The sequence below is a fragment of the Methanocella sp. genome (genome assembly GCF_035506375.1).
Taxonomy (GTDB): domain Archaea; phylum Halobacteriota; class Methanocellia; order Methanocellales; family Methanocellaceae; genus Methanocella.
Map to the genome: position 1 here is coordinate 1 of NZ_DATJPM010000011.1, position 15819 is coordinate 15819.

A 15819-nucleotide genomic window follows, 5' to 3' on the forward strand; every position below is an offset into this window, starting at 1 on the left:
GGTGGTTTTGGCGGCCAAAGCGGCGGGGCACACCCGGTCCCATACCGAACCCGGAAGTTAAGCCCGCCCACGTTCCAGCCAGTACTGAGGTACGCGAGTCCCCGGGAAAACCGGAACGCCGCCAACCACCCACCAAGACACCTTTTTAAAAAAATTTTTCGATTGGCTAACGCTAAATTAAATGTAATAAATCATATAATGATTATACAATTGAAAAAAGAAAACTAACACATATGAAAATTAGTTTTTCGTTTTTATATACCGGAGAAAGTAGGAAAAGAGGGCGCCCTACTTCCTCGACATTGCTTCTTTTCCCCTCTTGATAAGCTCACGGACTTTCTGGCCACCCTTCTTTCCGATGTTCTCGTAGTAGCCTTCGCCGTAGCGCTGCTTGGTGGTGTTACCACCTTTTCTACCAGCTTCTTTTACAGTCATCTCTCCCTTGGTTTCTTTTCGTGCCATAGGATCACACCTAAATAGATACTAAGCGCATATTCTATTGTATGTTCTCCATGTAAATAGCGAAAATAGGCTAAATTAGCAATCAATGGCGCAGACGATACCAAAATAATATCTTTATACGTAATCAGCACTAATTCTTTGAAGCTTTGATTGATTAGCCTTTCGTTTAAGTTATTTGCCCTAATTGCCCCATCAGGATGCCCCGGCAGAAAAAGGCCGTATTGCGAAAAGATTATTTAATCACATAGGATGATGTATGCCTCGAAGGTAGAGACATTTGACACGCTTTTTCGAGGTCACGCACAGGGACGGCGCCGCGAGGCTCGGCAAGCTGCTGGTCCGGGAGGGTATTGATACGCCTTGCATAGTGAGCCCTTCGAGCGGCCTGATCGTGAACGGGGGCAGTGCCCTGGTCCATGAGGATTTACCCTGCGTCTCCGATGCTTTTAACGTGCCGCCGCACGTGGGTCTTCCCTATAAGGTCAACAAGGATATCGTTCAGCTTTTCTCTCCGCCTATCCGGGATAATGCCTGTAAAGAGGCTCCACTGGTGGCGGTCGTCCACCCGGACTGGGTCGTGGAAGGCGCAGATATGTACGTCATGGCTGGCGCCCGGGCCATCGAGGGTGACGCGAGGTCTCTTTTAGACAGTTTCATAAAAATAAGGGCCTCGGCCAGGCCCGATACAGCTCTTTATGTGCCCGCGCTGGCCACCCCTGAGAACCTGTCATTACTAGTCTACTTAGGCGCAGATATCATCGACGATGTTTTAATAACGGTGAAGGCATACGGCGGCCTTTACCTGACTGAAGACGGCGAGTTCAGGCTCGAGGACCTGTCGGACCTGCCCTGCACATGCGAGGTTTGCCGTGGCCGTACGCCCGAAGGATTAATGTCTCTACCAGCTGTCGAACGTTTCGCGCTCCTGGCCAGGCATAACTATCTGAAGCTCGAGGAGGAGCTAAAGCGTGTCCGGCTCCACATCCGGCGGGGAATGCTGCGGGAGTACGTGGAAAAGCAGTGCCGCTCCCGTCCCTGGCTTACCGGCCTTCTCAGGCTTGCCGACGCCCAGTATGATTACCTGGAACAGCGCACGCCGGCCTACCGCTCGTCTCAGGTACTGGCCTGCTCGGCAGAGTCTCAGAACCGGGTCGAGGTCAGGCGCTTTGCGGAACGCGTGAAAACCAGGTTTCAGTCCGAAGGCGATATACTTCTTATTATCCCTTGTTCAGCCCGCAAGCCCTACTCCATGTCCCAGTCGCATAAGGCACTGGCCAGGGCTCTCGGGAAGTACCAGGGCTACGTGCATGAATTAATATTAACTTCGCCCATGGGCGTCGTGCCGAGGGAGCTGGAGCTCGTCTACCCTGCCGCACATTATGACGTAACGGTGACTGGCGTGTGGGACCTGGAAGAGCGCCAGTGGGTCTCGGGCTGCCTGCGCGATTATATTGATGCGCATCATTTTAAGAAGATCATTGCCCACGTGGAAGGCCCGTATGTGGAGGTCTGCAGGCAGACAGGCAGGGGTATGGTCTTCACTTCGGAGGGGCGCATAACGAGCGACGAGTCGCTTAATATACTCATAGAAACTATCCGCACGTCTGTTATGGAGCTGGGCACGAAGCCCCGCGGCACGAGAGAGATGCTGCTCGATATGTTCAGGGGAATGGCCGACTACCAGTTCGGCGCTGGAAAAGGCCGGCTCCTGGTGCCCGACAATGGCCTGGCCCGCGGCAAATACCCGCGGCTCGTCCTCTTCGACGGCAAAGAGCAGTTATGCTCCATATCGCCCGATTTCGGCTCGCTATCGCTCACGCTCGAAGGGGCAAAGCGTATGAGCCTCGATCCGGGCTATATCGTGAATATCGGCGAGTTTATCCCGAAAGGCAGCGTACTGGCGCCCGGAGTCATCGGCGCGAGCCTGCAGATAAGGCCAGGGGACGATGTCCTCGTGAAAGGGCCGAAGGCGATGGCCGTGGGTAAGGCGAAGATGAGCGGCTATGAGATGGCCGAGTCAACGCGAGGCATGGCCGTTGAGCTGAGGCACGTGGAGAAGTTATCATGACCGGGTTAAGCGACGTCATGCTTGACATACGGAAGAGACAGCATATTAAGCCCTATCCGCCGACGGAGCCGGTCGGGTTCTGGACAGGCGAGGACCTGCTGGATGGCAAGACGGTAAAGTCGAATACGATCATTTTCAGGACGAAGGGCTGCTTCTGGGCGCAGAAGGGCGGCTGCACGATGTGCGGCTATACCTACGACGCGGCCACGTCTCCGCCCACTGTCGACGACATCTTAGCCCAGTACCGCTCCGTCGAGGACAGGATCGAAGGCAGCGTGGTCAAGCTCTTTACGTCGGGAAGCTTTTTCGATAAGAGCGAGGTGCCGGAGAAGGCTCGTGACGAGATATTATCAAGTATCGGGAAGAAGGCCTCGAAGATCATCATCGAGACCAGGCCCGAGTTCGTCACCGATAAGGCTATGGAGGCCGCTTCTAAACACGGCGCCCGAATAGAAGTCGCCATCGGCCTCGAGACGTCGAACGACAGGATACGAAACGAATGTATCAATAAAAATTTCTTATTCGAAGATTTCGTCAGGGCGAGCGAGACGGCTAAAAGGCATGGCGTCACTACCAAGGCCTACCTTCTTTTAAAGCCGCCCTTCCTTACCGAGAAGGATGCCATGGAAGACATATTCCGGTCAGTCCTGGATGCGGCGCCATATGCCGGCACTATATCAATAAACTTATGCAACGTACAGCGGGGCACCATCGTCGATGATCTATTTAAGAAAAACGCCTACAGGCCGCCCTGGCTCTGGTCCATAGTGGAAGTAATAAAAAGAGTCCACGGGAAAACAAATTCCATGATCATGTCGGACCCGCTGGCGGCAGGCCAGGCCCGCGGCCCTCATAATTGCTACGAGTGCGACTATGCCTTCGCGGACGCCATCCGAAAATATTCCACTACTCAGGACATCCATGTATTCGACGGCCTGGCGTGCGACTGCCGCCTGCTCTGGGAAAAGACGCTGGCGCTCGAAGGCTGGACGTTCGGCTCGCCGCTGGTCTATTAGCGAGTTAATTCGATGGAATTCTATGACATTGTCAGGAGCCGTAAGCGTATCCGAAAATATACGAATAAAAAAGTACTCAGGAATATAAACACGGCCAACTGCTCAAATAAACAACCTTTATTTAGTATCGAATGCAAATATGCAGGCGAAGGTTTGAGGTCATGTGGAGCGAGATCATCGGCAAGTTCAAGGGCATGCCTTCCCAGGAAAAAGTGGTGAGGCTCCTGCTTGAGCGGGGCTTTCAGGTCGATGGGCAGGGACACGTCGTTTCGGGCAGGATAGAGATACCGCATACGCAGATCGCCAGAGAGGTCGGTGTGGACCGGCGTGTCGTGGACGCCACGACCGAGATGATACTCAGGGACGAGACGCTGAAGCGCGTCTTCATGAACATCCATTCGATCGCCTCTTTCAAGGATGTGGCGCCTCTTCTGGGCCTGGGCGTGGTCATCATAACTCCCGATAATGCCCAAAATATCGGCATCCTGAGCGACGTTACTTCGGTTATCTCGAGATTTAACCTGAGCATTCGCCAGGCCGTAACGGACGACCCGTTCTTTACTGACGAGCCTAAAATGACCGTCATCACGAACGACGTCATCCCGGGCGAGCTGGTCAGCGAGCTCCGCAAGCTCAAGAGCGTCAAGAGTGTCACGATCCAGTGAACACCCGGCTCGATTTCATATTTATATTTTTATTCCATGGTTAAATCCTGCCAGGTAAATGCCTGTAACTTATTTGCCTGTGATACGTGCCATATAAATATAATAAATACATAATATTTATATGGGCAATCTCATGGAAAGAAAGTGTATAGAGTTCAGGGAACTTGTTCTGGAGCGCTATAACGTAAAAAGGTTCGACGGGCGCAAGATCGACGAAGTAAAGCTCACAGAGCTTTTTGATATCATACGATGCGCTCCATCCGCGGATAATCTTCAGCCGTGGAAGATAAAGGTCATTTCGGACACTGCGATCAAGGAAAAGCTCCTGCCAGCCATCATGCAGTTTAATCATGAAAAGGTGAAGACGTGCTCCCACCTCCTCGTTTTCTGCGCGGACGGGGACCTGGGCGATCACTGGAAGCGGCTGGAGGAAAAAATGATAGCCGCCGGTTATCCCGAAGACGTCATCCAGCATATGGGGACCATCGCGAAAATGATCCTGGCCAGGGAGCCCCGGGAAATGCTCAACCGGTCACAATGGGACGTATTCCTGGCGGTCGGCAACGCGGTCAACGGTGCAAAAGCCCTTGGCTTTGACTCTTCCCTTTTTGGCGGCTTTAACGCCCGGGAGCTTGCCCGCCTGCTCGAGCTTCCGCCGGATATTGTTCCGACCCTGATCGTCGCGCTAGGGTACGCCGCCGATACGCCACTGAAAAAAATACGCTTTACAAATGGGGAAGTGTTCTTTTAAATCCCATGAAAAATCCGCTCATCAGACGATATTGGCAGTAAAATTTAATGTTCCTGCCAATTCATGATAAAGGTGATCAGTATGTCAGGTAAGCTGGAAGAGATCGAGGGCATCATAATACAGGAAAAGCCTCACCCGTCTATCGACGACCAGGGTCGCGGCGAAGAGAAGCTGGCGATCCGCGACCGCATCATGGATAAGATACGGTCCATCGCGGGCAGGGACAGCATCAAGCGATTTACGCCCATCCAGAGCCAGGGCGACCATAAGACACAGGACATTCTCTTCGTGGTGGACGAGGCCGAGTACCTGGCAACGCTATGGTATAATAACGCGATGACCGAGGGCCGGGTCGAAGACCTGCGGAAACAGGCGAAGAAATGCTAGGGGCGTTCTGCGAGCCCTTTTGATATAAGGTATTGCGCCGCCTTTGCGCTGTCCTGCCCATATAGCGCCAGCCTGGTAACACCTTTATTTACCGATATCTTATAGAGCAGGTCAAAGCCATTCAGCCATTTATCTGCCGATCGGCTTAAACGCTCCAAATCGCCGCCAGATGCATTTTTCTTTAGAATGACTATATCCGGCCGGAACACCTCAAAATGCATGCTTATGAGCCGTTCTACGGACTCAGGGAACCATTTCTTCCTCGCAATCGCGATGGTATCCTGGATGGATACGCGCTCTGTACCGCCGATGAGATTATCGGCATGGCAGACGATCTTTTCTTCTATAGTTTTTGGCACATAGTCTTTAGGCGGCAGTCCCAGCTTTTTTGCCTCATCGGAAGTCAGGCCCGCCCCTATGTGGCGCTCGACGATGTTGACGATACGCTCATCGACGCCTTCGTCCCTCAGTATTTGCGCCCCGATAATTCCATGGTCCATTCCATGGGACTTTGTCCGGCCGATATCGTGCAAAAGTGCGCCGACTTCGACAAGATCCCGGTCGCAGTCGACCTTATCGGCGATCTCCATGGCGTAGTCGCGGACCGCGAGAATATGCTCCATGACGCGCCGGTCCGCGCCATATTTTTTTAAAAGATCAAGGGCATCCTGTTTTTTCAGGGAAGTCATCGTTACTTCATCGCGGCCTTGAGATTATCGATACGGTCCTGCAGCGCCCGCTTCTCCACGCTATTATCGTAATACACCATCGGCGACCCGTCCACCGGGCAGGTAAAGTTCGAGTCCATGGCATAGTCAAAAAGAATGCGATGGTGCGCATCGTCTTCGCACACGTAGAACTCGTTATTCTCGAACTCCAGGCGCCTCTCGAGCTTTTTTATGAGCTTTCGCGTCTCGTTCCTGAGCATGTTCTCAGTGTTGTCGAGGTCGAGCTTCCATAAGTATGTCAGCCAGCCGCTATCCTTGTCTCTCTCCCGCCGGTAGAGCGCGAGGTGGTTCTCGTACAGGATATAGAGCGTTTTGCGGACGAGGTTCAGGTTTATGCCGCTGATCTCCTGGACATTCTCGTCCGTTACTTCTTTATCGGGGACTTTATCAAGCATCTTCTCGACGATCATTATACCGTCGTCCCCCACGAGCTTGCGTATATAGCCACGGATCGCTTCATTATTTAAAACGGACACATTTTCACCTTTAAGGCATGAGTTCAAAATATCGCTCTAGTCTTCAATAATATTTCTATGAAGGCATATATATGTTACCCGGCTTTCGAAAGTGCCAGATTCCTTTTTACAAAGCTCAGGCGCTCCTTAAGCTGACCGACGGCCTCTCCCCGAGTCGGTCCGGCCCCCATTATCGTGCATATCGCCTCTCCGTTCCCGTAAACGTTGCCTTTCTGCGGCACGTCCGCGATTAAAGGCTGGAGGAGGTCGCCCTTGACCCTTACAGGCTTACGGGCGAACAAAATGGCTTTTATGCCATATCGCTTTACTTTATAATCATTGAGCCTGCCGTTGATAGCGTCCACGTGGGCCTTGAACAGGTTATCCTGTACGGCCAGCTCGGCCGAGTCCACTGCACCCGTGAACCTTGGATTGATCTCGAGAATCCTGGGTCCGTCCCTGTTGACTATAAAGTCGATTCCATTATGGCCCACCAGGCCCAGCGCCGGCATGAGCTCCCGTGCAATATCGAACATCTGCTCCTTAAAACGAGTACCATACGGGGTCACGTTGCCGCAGTAGCCGAACTCCCTGTCCTGGCCCAGCCACTTTTTGCCCACGAGGATCTCGTTCACGCATATGGGCCGGGCCTCTTTACCGGTCGATAGCACGGATACGCTCAGGGGCTTTCCCGTCACGTACTCCTGGAAGAAGTACTCGTCGCCTTCGGGCAGCATCGAGGCGTCTTTAACCAGATAATTCTTAACGCCTCCGCCGCCCTTTACCGGCTTGGCGACACAGGGGAATTTCACGTCGCTCTTATTCTTATAAATATGAGGGTGGGGCATGCCCAGCCTCTTCAGCTTTTCGGCCAGCCAGACCTTGTTAACCACATTCCGGGCGATCTTCGGATCGTTACCGAGCACGAGCGACGCAGGCAGGTCGACATCCTCGAAGCCCGAGCCCAGCACGACTTTTTCAGCGTCGGTCTGCTCCAGCCAGGGCTTTATATCCCGGGGCAGGTCCCCGCTGAACGTAAAGTTCTTTTCAACGCACCGTAAAAGGTCCAGGTCATCGTAATGGCTAAGAGAGTACACCTTATACCCTGCCTTATGGGCGGGGCATGCCATGACCCTGGCATTGTAGCCCACGATGAAGACTGACTCCATGCCGCCTACTTCCTCTCGACGCTCTTACCGTGCTCGCAGGGTAAGATCTTTAGCTCACCGTCGCGAAAAGTCTTCTCGAATTCACGGCCCTGCTGCAGCCAGTCTAAAAAAAGGGCTAGTGCCGCGATCTCCGAATGAGGCTGATTGCCCACGGCGACGTTATAATCGGCCAGCTGGTACACGTCCCCGGGCACTTTTTCGGCCCCCACCACGACCATGATGCTTTTAGCCTTAAACTCGTTCCTTATCGTATCGATACAATCCGGCAGGTTGATACCATACATTGTCAGGTGGACGACGATCCCGCCTTTCTCCTTCCACTTTTTGATTTCCGAGCGATAGCCGATGCCGATGCGGACCCAGAAACCGCCGCCCCAGCTCTTGTCGACGCGCTCGATGCTTTGCGCGACAGACTTATCGTCCGAGGTCAGGAGCATTCCGGAGGCTCCGAGAGCACGGGAGGTCAGGCCCACGTGCGTGGTCACACGGGCGTCCCTTTCCGGCCTGTGGCCGAGCCGTAATACTACGATATCGCCCATAAAGATGAAAATAATATAAAAAAGAGGCGAAAAATTATACCCTGATCTTTGCTTTTTTCTTGAACAGGTCTATAAATGTCTCGCACTCGCCAGCCAGGTCCTTCGACGCCTTTTTCAATGCGTCGATCGGGTCCTCGGACTTGGTCGTCCGAACATAGAGGATCGGGTTGCTGATCCCGGGGTATACGATGTCATAGGTGGCGACCTTTACGGCCTTATCCTTTAACAGGGCGGCTTTCAGCGCGTTCATCAGCGTGTGGTCCTCGCCCTTGATCTCGACCTCGATCTCGGTGTCGGTCTTGTTTAATACCTTGATCTCCATGAAATTCACCTTAAATTATGCCTTTGCCGTAATCGGACGATAATTTTCTGGACTCCCTCTTCTCGCACTTCGGGCATTTAAGCTTACCGTTCTCGAAGACCAGATTTACTTTACAGCGAGGGCACTGGGATGTCAGCACGCCTAAATTCTTGTCGACCGTGGACAGGCGCATGTTCTTGGTATCGATGACCTTCGCCTTGACGATGTCCTGGTACCCGAACTCCCGGGCCAGGTCCTGCACGTACGAGTCTTTCACATTTGAAATGTGGATCGCGGCCTGCGTGTTGCCGGCGATCTCCCGGTCCAGATGGCCCTTGATCCGGGATAGCTCGACGAGCGCTACGGAGCCCTTAATGTCCGTGACGCGGCCGATAACGATATCCCCCTCCTTCGGCGTGGGCGGGATGTTCGTGACGGGGTCCACTGCGACGCTTCTCTCCTTCTTATTATAGGTCAGGCGGCCGGTCATGATGGCATAGATGTTGCCTCTATCCTCGTAAGTGCCTTTGCCCGGCAGAAACTCCTCGGATGTGCCAATCATATCGCCGGGTATTACAAAATCTCCAATCTCTGGCATATTCTTCCCTGCATTACTTTTCATTGCTCAGTATTCTATAAAGCTCGACGTCAATATATGCGATCTCTTTCGTGTGGAACTTAAAGGTGTGCCGGATGGGGAACTTTAATGCGACGATATCGGTTATGTTGCCTCTGCCTTCGATGAAGCCCCTGACAAAATCGGCGGAGCCGGCATTGTGTATGGTGTAAATGGCCTTGCCGATTTCCAGGGCTTTGTCCAAAAAGGGCCTGTCGTTCCCTTTTTCTTGCGCTCCAAAGGGCGGGTTCATGACCACCGTGTCGAAACGTCCGCAAAAGTCTCTCACGTCGCAGCAAACCCATGCTATGTCCACGTCGAGCTGGCTCGCGTTTTTCTTCGCTATTTCTAGCGCACGTATATCGCTGTCAATGCCTATAATCTTTTTTGTTCCGAGCAGGCCGGCGCCGATGGCCAGCATGCCCGTGCCGCACCCAAGGTCTACGACGCTTCCTTCAAGATCGCCGCTCATGTAGGCGAAATAGAGGAGCTCGGACGCGACGACTGCCGGCGTTGCATATTGCTCCCGCCGCACGTCCGGGGAGTCGAAGCCCTTGACCTGCTCCAGCAGCATTTCCAGCTTTCTTTTTTTCATGCGCTTTCGTAGTCCTAAGATATTTTGCACCTATTTTTATTTTTCTGATTTCACCGGCTCGCCATTAGCTATGCAGTCGTCTTGCTCGCTGGCGCCTCCGGTAGCCGCTCATTTTTGTATAACAGGATATATAAATCGAGGTCTTATGGCTGTTTATGAAAGGGTGGATGGCAGTTATTTGTATATTACTACTCCTGCTGGCGGGGTCGGCTAACGCCATGACGGTGGGCGAAAGGACGAGACACTTCGAGGTCTATTTCGCGGACCCGTCAATGGCGGATAGCCAGAACGGCGTAGGGCAGACACTGGAGAGCGCTTACAAAGAGATCAACGGGTACCTGGGCACCTGCCCCGTCTATATAAAAGTGCTCGTCGTGGGTAAGAAGACAATGGACCAGGTGGGGGAGCACGTCGAGGCGTTCTCGGCCTGGAGCAATAAGTCCAGCTCTATCGTCCTCCGGGAGCAAAGCTGTAACGATAAGAAATCATTAAAAGTCGTCGCTGAACACGAAATATGCCACCTGGGCTTAAACAATATACTGGCGGCAAAGGACTCAAAAGACTTCTCATGGATGGAAGAAGGCACCTGCATGGTCTTCTCCCACGAGCCATTCAGTGATATGAAAGTATCCAAATACATATTAAGCCAGGGGTTCCTGACTCCAAAGGAGATCGCGAGCGCCGTTAACAGTGAGAACTATAACGTCACCAAGAACGGCTACATGCAGTCATACAGCCTGATCAAGTTCATAACGGACAAGTACGGTATGGATGAAGTGGTAAAAATGATGAAATCGAAGGAGACCAGCTACGAGAAAGCGTTCGCCGAGACCACGGGGACGGATTTCAGCACGCTCTATGCCCAGTGGCAGGCACACGTAAAGAGCGAGGCCCAGGACATCGAGATACCGGCCGCCTGGTCCTTCTACCCGTATCTGAGGAACGAGATCGGCCTCTCCGAATTCCTGGCCTGATAAAGTATAAGGTGCTGCACGTCTTTTGATTACGTGCAGCCCGATACATATGATAACAGTCATTTTTCCGCATAAGACCTATTCTGAGAACAAGCTGAAGATCAAGCAGATCATAAAAAAATACGGCATGTCCTGGGACGATAAGAAGAGCGGCTGGGTGAACGAGGCTACGGGGGACGGCGTCTTTATTGACAGGAGTGTCATGGAGATGATCATGGACGACTCCTTTTCCGAAAACCAGCCGATGACGCTGTTCATAAACTCGAATAACGAGGACTTCCGGAAGGAGTTCGAGGCGAAGTGCGCGGCGCTGGGCGGCCAGGTAATCAGCGGCGGGGCCACGCCGGTCAGGCCAGCCCTGCCCCAAGTAAAAAAAACTCCTCAAAAACCCGTCCATTCTAAGGATATTTTCGTGCAGGCCGGATTACGAGATGCTTCCGGCTGCAGCACCTCCGCGCTCCAGGAAAAAGCGGTACGGGACCTAAAAGACATAAGCGCCCGCTGGGAGCGCCGGAAAAGGCAGCTTCAGGTGGAATATAAAAAGATGGGGCTGGGCGACAAAATGGCCGACGACCTGCTACAGCGCGAGGAGATCGCGTTCAGGAAGAGCAACTCCTGCTGGGTCACCGGCGATTTCCCGACCGAGAGTAAAAAATACGAATAAAAGTTTTTTGGTGTTATCGGGCGGGGCCGTTGGAAAACGGGCGCTATCCCCACGCTGTTGCGATTTTTCGGCGTTATTCGCCCATTTTTTCAGCGGGAAGACAAAAACCGTTAAATATTAGCCGGTTTCATACGTATGCTTTAGAGGAGGCCAAGATTACGGCAGACAGAGAGAAGAAAAATTTCGGACTGATTAATGAGAAAGGTGAAGAGATAGGCACATACAGCGGCGCCCAGCCGAGGGACGCGGCCCTTAAGGTCGCCAACCGCGGCATCACGAGTATCATCTTGAGGGAGAAGGGCACCAAGAAGCTGCACTATTTCCAGGGCAAGAGAGAGCTTGTGACCGTGCCCGCCAGTGCCCCGGCCTGGATAAAGGAGGCCGCCAAGGACAAGGGCGGAAAGATCTACAAGGCCAACGTCGAGAAGCTTGGCACCACTAACCTGGAGTACAGCGAACTCGAGAGGAACCCCCGGGATCTTTTCAAGCTTCCCAAGTCCAAGACATCCAAAAAATAGAAGATAAATCGTACATTTCTTTTTCCTTTTTTTTATTTTCTCTTGTTTAATTTGGCATATTCTTATAAACACGCATATAGATTTTCTTTTTAGTGATTATCTATGGCGAAAAAGGAATCGAAAGGAGACATTAGTGTAAGAGAGGCAGGAAGACGCGGTGGCACCACCACCAAGGAGAGGCACGGCCCCGAGTTTTACCGGGAGATCGGTCACAAGGGAGGCCAGAAGGTAAGAGAGCTCATCGAGCGCGGTAAGTCTTCCGAAAAGTAAGCGCGCTTAAAAACCATTTGTAATCTGGACGGACCTTTTAAGGTCCGTTTTAGCAGACATATGCGGGGGCAGACGCCTCCGCCATTTTACCATAATATCTTTCTTTTAGGGTTATTAGGTTTTATGTGCAATTACATAATAGAAAGTTTTAAATATGTAATTATACATATAACATACTAAGGCTTGGGGCCCAGGTGATTAACCCCCCTTATATCCACACCCACCATACGATATTGCCCGGGTCCCGCCTCCACCATCAGCCGCAATTCCCCTTTTCCGACCGCACGTAGTCAGCGACGATACGGATTACAACGTCGCTCACCGTCGCCCCGGACTCTTCGCTCTCTTTCTCTAAAAATTCCAGGACGTACTCCGGAAATCTGACGGCCACGAAGCGCTCTTCGGGCTCCACCTGCGGACATTTGCCTGCCATAGATATCATTATACTATGAACATTACGGGAATAAAAGTGTTAGTGCAGGGAGGGAGAGTTGAACTCCCAAAAAACAGATCTGCAGTCTGCCGCATTAGCCGCTCTGCCATCCCTGCGCCCTCTCTTAAAGGCTCGATGTCAGGCACTTTCATATATGCCTTATCTGCGGATATATTTTACCTTGGGCAAGGGCATTATAAACGGGCTTTTTATATTTTTAATTCTTAAATATTTTACTCTATTTCATGAATTATCCTATTAATCCCCATTAAAACACTCATAAACGATTAAGTTACTCTTTGTAAAAAAATAAGTTTGTAAAAACTAAAAAACCAATATTGTGGTTAATAAGCTTGCCACTCTCGTGGCTATTACGTTTTTCGCGAGCTCGCGTCGTTTTTCCCGGCGCCATCTTTGATTTACTGCGACAGGCTAAAATAACCGACCGCTACTTAGATCTCTTAAGTCTGTATATGAAGCATGTTTTTCTCACGGCCAGCGCGCTATTAACAACTGATTATCCACTATTACACCGTAATACGCCGGTTATAAATATGATACTGGATAGATATCGCATACGTCCTATTATGCTCGTACCTCTGCCCGTCGTAGTCTCTCTCAAGTGTGAGGAATGCGGCTGCATCACGCTGCGCATCGGGCATATGAACGGCCCGGAGCCCGGCATATCCAAAGTCCCATATTTTTACTTCCTGGCCAATTGTCCGAAGTGCGGCGTTATCATGGCACGGGACGATATGGCACTAGCACGGTTAAAATTATAAAATAGGTTTTTATCCGGGCATCTCGAAGAAAGCATACCAAGCGTATTTTTACCTAAAAAACGCGGAAGAGTCTAAAAACATTTATTATATAATTAAGCTATTATTTTTACGGGGTGGTTCATTGGATAAAGATAAGTTACTCCTTTCTTCTCACCGAAGCCGTCTGATGTTGAGCGTCGCATTCGTATTAATATGTGTGATGGCCGGGGCCATCATCTGGTCTGCCTATGCCGGCATGGCCCACCAGTCCGTCATACCAGGAGATATCGCGAACGTGCTGGGCGGCGGTAAGGCCAGTAAGATCGCAGTCATCTACGTGGATGGCCAGATGGTCGCGGATAAGAGCGCCGATGCGGGCGCCGGCTCGGCCTTCTCCAGTGATATCGTGAAGTGTATGCGGAGCGCGACAGAAGACCCGGACGTCAAGGCCATCGTGCTGCGCGTCAATTCGCCGGGCGGCACGCCAGTCGCCGCGGAGGAGATCATATCCCAGATGAACAAGACGCGGGCCGTGAAACCGGTCGTGATATCGATGGGCGATATGGCTACGTCCGCCGCCTATTATATATCGTCGCAGGCAAACCGCATTGTAGCCAACCCGGACACTTTTACGGGCAGCATTGGGGTCATATGGACCTTTAAAAATAAATCCAAAGCATACGATGAGCAGGGCGTCACCGTCTACGTGGCGAAGTCCGGCAATTTCAAGGACATGGGATCGGACTGGCGCGGCCTGACGGACAATGAAAAAAGCTATGTGAACGCCGTCATTAACGAGAGCTACGACCGTTTCGTCCAGAATGTCGCTAAAGGCCGGAACCTGCCGGTCGATAAGGTCCGGGATATCGCGGACGGCAGAATATACACGGGCACAACCGCTAAAGAGATGGGGCTTGTAGATGACCTGGGAGGCCTTTACGATGCCATCGCCATCGCGAAGAACATGAGTAATGTAAAGGGTAAAGCCATCATCGTCTACATGAATGAGCCCTCCGTTAAATGATACGGGGGCTCATGGAGCCATAAGCATTAATATTGATATGGACATTTAAGCTGTTGAATGACGCTGACTCCCCGGACCAGGCTGATCATAGCGCTGGATGTGACAGACCGCGAGGAAGCTCTTGCCATCGCCCAAAAGCTCGGCGGTGCGGTGGACGCGATAAAAGTGAATTATCCGCTCGTGCTCTCCTGCGGCCTGGGCATCATTAAGGACATTAAAAAATATGCCAGTGTCATCGCTGATTTTAAAGTAGCCGACATTCCGAACACGAACTCTCTCATCTGCCGCGAGGCGTTCGAGGCAGGCGCCGACGGCATCATCTGCCAGGGCTTCGTCGGGAGCGACAGCGTCGAGGCATGTGTCGATGTCGCTAACAAGTTCGGGCGGGACGTTTACGTCGTTACCGAGATGAGCCATCCCGGTGCACTCGATTTCATGCAAGCCCACGCCTTCGAGCTCGTGGACCTGGCCCTTAAGTCGGGCGCTTCAGGCATTATCGCCCCCGCAACGAGGCCTGAGCGGCTGGCAGAGATTCGCCGCAGGGCAGAAAATATGAAGATCTTAGCACCCGGTGTCGGTGCGCAGGGCGGCGATGCGCGCAAGGCCGTCGAAGCCGGCGCCGATTTTGTCATCGTGGGAAGAAGTATATACAATGTCGAAGACCCATATGCAGCGGCAGTCGAATTCATCGAGCAACTCCGCCAATGATGATAAAAGGTCTCTGATCAGTGATGAGCCCTATGAGTCCTGAGGCGGCTGACGTAAAAATCCCTGTATATTATTAGGCTAATGTTCAATCGAAATTATAAATGCTGTACGTTAATCTTTTTATAAAAATAAATTATAATATATAATTAAATATTCTATTTTTTATTGAGAGTGATGGTAATACTAGCCTGACCGCCTACACTCCCGCCGATTCCGAAAATCGATACGGTTCCATCGACGGATACACCGAGAGAAACAGACATGGAATCGATCTTGAAATCACCTATACTATCTGGAATCCCATCCATAACTTTACCGAACTTGAGCAAAAACCCCGAAATATTTTCTGAAAGTTCTTCAATAGGTAATTCTTTTATTTCTGGCGCTATTTGTTTCTGGACCAGGGTTGTATCCGGAATTGCAATTACAGATATCGTATCTTCTGACATATTATCATACCCTTTCTCAATACTTTTTATATTTGGGTATGTATATGTCGCTTATTAAGTCTTCGGTATACAAAGGATTATATATTTTTAATAGATATATATAGTTATTTTAACGTTTAAATCCTCTGATTAACTGAGGCGGATAACATAAAAACAATTGATTAATTAATATTAATTTTCCATAATGGAATTTACTTTATATATAGCAGATAAAGCTAAAGTTTATTTTAAGATTAGCACTAACTCATTATAGTATGCAAGTAGTA

General features: G+C 51.2%; 21 protein-coding genes, 1 tRNA gene, 1 rRNA gene and 1 pseudogene. 13 read left to right on the top strand and 11 right to left on the bottom strand.

Features of this window, described 5'->3' with window-relative positions; genetic code table 11:
• Window positions 1-6: 6 nt before the first annotated feature.
• Window positions 7-127 (top strand): 5S ribosomal RNA (rrf, locus tag VMC84_RS01220).
• Between the two features lie 161 nt (window positions 128-288).
• On the opposite strand, the gene VMC84_RS01225 is transcribed toward rrf, so the two are convergent.
• Entirely contained in the window at window positions 289-462 is a 174-nt protein-coding gene (locus VMC84_RS01225; RefSeq protein WP_012900268.1) for a hypothetical protein, read from the bottom strand.
• Between the two features lie 277 nt (window positions 463-739).
• Here VMC84_RS01225 and arcS point away from each other — a divergent pair, with 277 nt between their 5' ends.
• The 5 genes from arcS to VMC84_RS01250 all read left to right on the top strand — a co-directional run bounded on the left by arcS (window position 740) and on the right by VMC84_RS01250 (window position 5349).
• Entirely contained in the window at window positions 740-2530 is a 1791-nt protein-coding gene (gene arcS / locus VMC84_RS01230; protein ID WP_325377341.1) for an archaeosine synthase subunit alpha, read from the top strand.
• Entirely contained in the window at window positions 2527-3546 is a 1020-nt protein-coding gene (locus VMC84_RS01235; protein ID WP_325377343.1) for an archaeosine biosynthesis radical SAM protein RaSEA, read from the top strand. Before arcS ends, VMC84_RS01235 begins: the two co-directional genes overlap by 4 nt.
• Before the next feature lie 161 nt (window positions 3547-3707).
• Window positions 3708-4211, top strand: coding sequence for an amino acid-binding protein (locus VMC84_RS01240; RefSeq protein ID WP_349256725.1), 504 nt, complete (start codon window positions 3708-3710; stop codon window positions 4209-4211).
• Between the two features lie 133 nt (window positions 4212-4344).
• Entirely contained in the window at window positions 4345-4962 is a 618-nt protein-coding gene (locus VMC84_RS01245) for a nitroreductase family protein (protein ID WP_325377347.1), read from the top strand.
• Window positions 4963-5043: 81 nt separating this feature from the next.
• Window positions 5044-5349: a hypothetical protein gene (locus VMC84_RS01250; RefSeq protein WP_325377349.1), complete on the top strand. Its 306-nt coding sequence runs from the start codon at window positions 5044-5046 to the stop codon at window positions 5347-5349.
• A 206-nt stretch (window positions 5350-5555) separates the two neighbouring features.
• Here VMC84_RS01250 and VMC84_RS01255 read toward each other — a convergent pair.
• From VMC84_RS01255 to VMC84_RS01285, 7 genes and pseudogenes are all read right to left on the bottom strand, one after another.
• Window positions 5556-6029, bottom strand: a pseudogene (locus VMC84_RS01255) (TIGR00295 family protein); the annotation flags it as partial.
• An 11-nt stretch (window positions 6030-6040) separates the two neighbouring features.
• On the bottom strand, window positions 6041-6553 hold the full coding sequence (locus VMC84_RS01260; protein ID WP_325377353.1) for a transcription factor: 513 nt from the start codon (window positions 6551-6553) through the stop codon (window positions 6041-6043).
• A 74-nt stretch (window positions 6554-6627) separates the two neighbouring features.
• On the bottom strand, window positions 6628-7701 hold the full coding sequence (locus VMC84_RS01265) for an ATP-grasp domain-containing protein (protein ID WP_325377355.1): 1074 nt from the start codon (window positions 7699-7701) through the stop codon (window positions 6628-6630).
• A 5-nt stretch (window positions 7702-7706) separates the two neighbouring features.
• The gene (locus VMC84_RS01270; RefSeq protein ID WP_325377357.1) at window positions 7707-8240 is read right to left on the bottom strand and encodes a tRNA (cytidine(56)-2'-O)-methyltransferase; all 534 of its coding nucleotides are present in this window, start codon (window positions 8238-8240) and stop codon (window positions 7707-7709) included.
• Between the two features lie 34 nt (window positions 8241-8274).
• A complete protein-coding gene (locus tag VMC84_RS01275) occupies window positions 8275-8562 on the bottom strand; it encodes a DNA-directed RNA polymerase subunit L (RefSeq protein WP_325377359.1) in 288 nt (95 codons plus the stop codon).
• A gap of 10 nt (window positions 8563-8572) precedes the next feature.
• Entirely contained in the window at window positions 8573-9139 is a 567-nt protein-coding gene (locus VMC84_RS01280) for an exosome complex RNA-binding protein Csl4 (protein WP_325377361.1), read from the bottom strand.
• Between the two features lie 13 nt (window positions 9140-9152).
• Window positions 9153-9752: an METTL5 family protein gene (locus tag VMC84_RS01285; RefSeq protein WP_325377362.1), complete on the bottom strand. Its 600-nt coding sequence runs from the start codon at window positions 9750-9752 to the stop codon at window positions 9153-9155.
• A 167-nt stretch (window positions 9753-9919) separates the two neighbouring features.
• Between VMC84_RS01285 and VMC84_RS01290 the strand changes: the two genes are divergently transcribed.
• The 4 genes from VMC84_RS01290 to VMC84_RS01305 all read left to right on the top strand — a co-directional run bounded on the left by VMC84_RS01290 (window position 9920) and on the right by VMC84_RS01305 (window position 12178).
• Window positions 9920-10726, top strand: coding sequence for a peptidase MA family metallohydrolase (locus VMC84_RS01290; protein ID WP_325377363.1), 807 nt, complete (start codon window positions 9920-9922; stop codon window positions 10724-10726).
• Between the two features lie 49 nt (window positions 10727-10775).
• Window positions 10776-11390, top strand: a complete 615-nt coding sequence (locus VMC84_RS01295; protein ID WP_325377365.1) for a hypothetical protein — start codon at window positions 10776-10778, stop codon at window positions 11388-11390.
• 29 nt (window positions 11391-11419) lie between these two features.
• Window positions 11420-11908, top strand: a complete 489-nt coding sequence (locus tag VMC84_RS01300; protein WP_325377367.1) for a non-histone chromosomal MC1 family protein — start codon at window positions 11420-11422, stop codon at window positions 11906-11908.
• Window positions 11909-12010: 102 nt separating this feature from the next.
• Complete coding sequence (locus tag VMC84_RS01305) at window positions 12011-12178, top strand: KGG domain-containing protein (protein ID WP_325377369.1); 168 nt, start codon at window positions 12011-12013, stop codon at window positions 12176-12178.
• Between the two features lie 256 nt (window positions 12179-12434).
• On the opposite strand, the gene VMC84_RS01310 is transcribed toward VMC84_RS01305, so the two are convergent.
• Both VMC84_RS01310 and VMC84_RS01315 read right to left on the bottom strand, forming a co-directional pair.
• Complete coding sequence (locus VMC84_RS01310; protein ID WP_325377371.1) at window positions 12435-12611, bottom strand: hypothetical protein; 177 nt, start codon at window positions 12609-12611, stop codon at window positions 12435-12437.
• A gap of 43 nt (window positions 12612-12654) precedes the next feature.
• A tRNA-Cys gene (locus VMC84_RS01315) sits at window positions 12655-12727 on the bottom strand.
• 471 nt (window positions 12728-13198) lie between these two features.
• Here VMC84_RS01315 and VMC84_RS01320 point away from each other — a divergent pair.
• From VMC84_RS01320 to pyrF, 3 genes are all read left to right on the top strand, one after another.
• Window positions 13199-13393, top strand: a complete 195-nt coding sequence (locus tag VMC84_RS01320; protein ID WP_325377373.1) for a hypothetical protein — start codon at window positions 13199-13201, stop codon at window positions 13391-13393.
• Window positions 13394-13559: 166 nt separating this feature from the next.
• Complete coding sequence (gene sppA / locus VMC84_RS01325; RefSeq protein ID WP_325377375.1) at window positions 13560-14396, top strand: signal peptide peptidase SppA; 837 nt, start codon at window positions 13560-13562, stop codon at window positions 14394-14396.
• Between the two features lie 63 nt (window positions 14397-14459).
• Entirely contained in the window at window positions 14460-15104 is a 645-nt protein-coding gene (gene pyrF, locus VMC84_RS01330; protein ID WP_349256726.1) for an orotidine-5'-phosphate decarboxylase, read from the top strand.
• Between the two features lie 155 nt (window positions 15105-15259).
• Here the strand turns inward: pyrF and VMC84_RS01335 are convergent, their stop codons facing one another.
• Window positions 15260-15553, bottom strand: coding sequence for a Pepco domain-containing protein (locus VMC84_RS01335; RefSeq protein ID WP_325377379.1), 294 nt, complete (start codon window positions 15551-15553; stop codon window positions 15260-15262).
• Between the last annotated feature and the right edge of the window lie 266 nt (window positions 15554-15819).

What these genes read in the sequence shown, in the direction of transcription:
- VMC84_RS01305 (WP_325377369.1), top strand. Translation starts at nt 12,011, where the DNA reads ATGGCGAAAAAGGAATCGAAAGGAGACATTAGTGTAAGAGAGGCAGGA.
- VMC84_RS01265 (WP_325377355.1), bottom strand. Translation starts at nt 7,701, where the DNA reads ATGGAGTCAGTCTTCATCGTGGGCTACAATGCCAGGGTCATGGCATGC.
- VMC84_RS01335 (WP_325377379.1), bottom strand. Translation starts at nt 15,553, where the DNA reads ATGTCAGAAGATACGATATCTGTAATTGCAATTCCGGATACAACCCTG.
- VMC84_RS01245 (WP_325377347.1), top strand. Translation starts at nt 4,345, where the DNA reads ATGGAAAGAAAGTGTATAGAGTTCAGGGAACTTGTTCTGGAGCGCTAT.
- VMC84_RS01295 (WP_325377365.1), top strand. Translation starts at nt 10,776, where the DNA reads ATGATAACAGTCATTTTTCCGCATAAGACCTATTCTGAGAACAAGCTG.
- VMC84_RS01310 (WP_325377371.1), bottom strand. Translation starts at nt 12,611, where the DNA reads ATGGCAGGCAAATGTCCGCAGGTGGAGCCCGAAGAGCGCTTCGTGGCC.
- VMC84_RS01320 (WP_325377373.1), top strand. Translation starts at nt 13,199, where the DNA reads ATGCTCGTACCTCTGCCCGTCGTAGTCTCTCTCAAGTGTGAGGAATGC.
- VMC84_RS01240 (WP_349256725.1), top strand. Translation starts at nt 3,708, where the DNA reads ATGTGGAGCGAGATCATCGGCAAGTTCAAGGGCATGCCTTCCCAGGAA.
- VMC84_RS01270 (WP_325377357.1), bottom strand. Translation starts at nt 8,240, where the DNA reads ATGGGCGATATCGTAGTATTACGGCTCGGCCACAGGCCGGAAAGGGAC.
- VMC84_RS01225 (WP_012900268.1), bottom strand. Translation starts at nt 462, where the DNA reads ATGGCACGAAAAGAAACCAAGGGAGAGATGACTGTAAAAGAAGCTGGT.
- sppA (WP_325377375.1), top strand. Translation starts at nt 13,560, where the DNA reads ATGTTGAGCGTCGCATTCGTATTAATATGTGTGATGGCCGGGGCCATC.
- VMC84_RS01285 (WP_325377362.1), bottom strand. Translation starts at nt 9,752, where the DNA reads ATGAAAAAAAGAAAGCTGGAAATGCTGCTGGAGCAGGTCAAGGGCTTC.
- VMC84_RS01290 (WP_325377363.1), top strand. Translation starts at nt 9,920, where the DNA reads ATGGCAGTTATTTGTATATTACTACTCCTGCTGGCGGGGTCGGCTAAC.
- VMC84_RS01275 (WP_325377359.1), bottom strand. Translation starts at nt 8,562, where the DNA reads ATGGAGATCAAGGTATTAAACAAGACCGACACCGAGATCGAGGTCGAG.
- VMC84_RS01280 (WP_325377361.1), bottom strand. Translation starts at nt 9,139, where the DNA reads ATGCCAGAGATTGGAGATTTTGTAATACCCGGCGATATGATTGGCACA.
- VMC84_RS01235 (WP_325377343.1), top strand. Translation starts at nt 2,527, where the DNA reads ATGACCGGGTTAAGCGACGTCATGCTTGACATACGGAAGAGACAGCAT.
- VMC84_RS01250 (WP_325377349.1), top strand. Translation starts at nt 5,044, where the DNA reads ATGTCAGGTAAGCTGGAAGAGATCGAGGGCATCATAATACAGGAAAAG.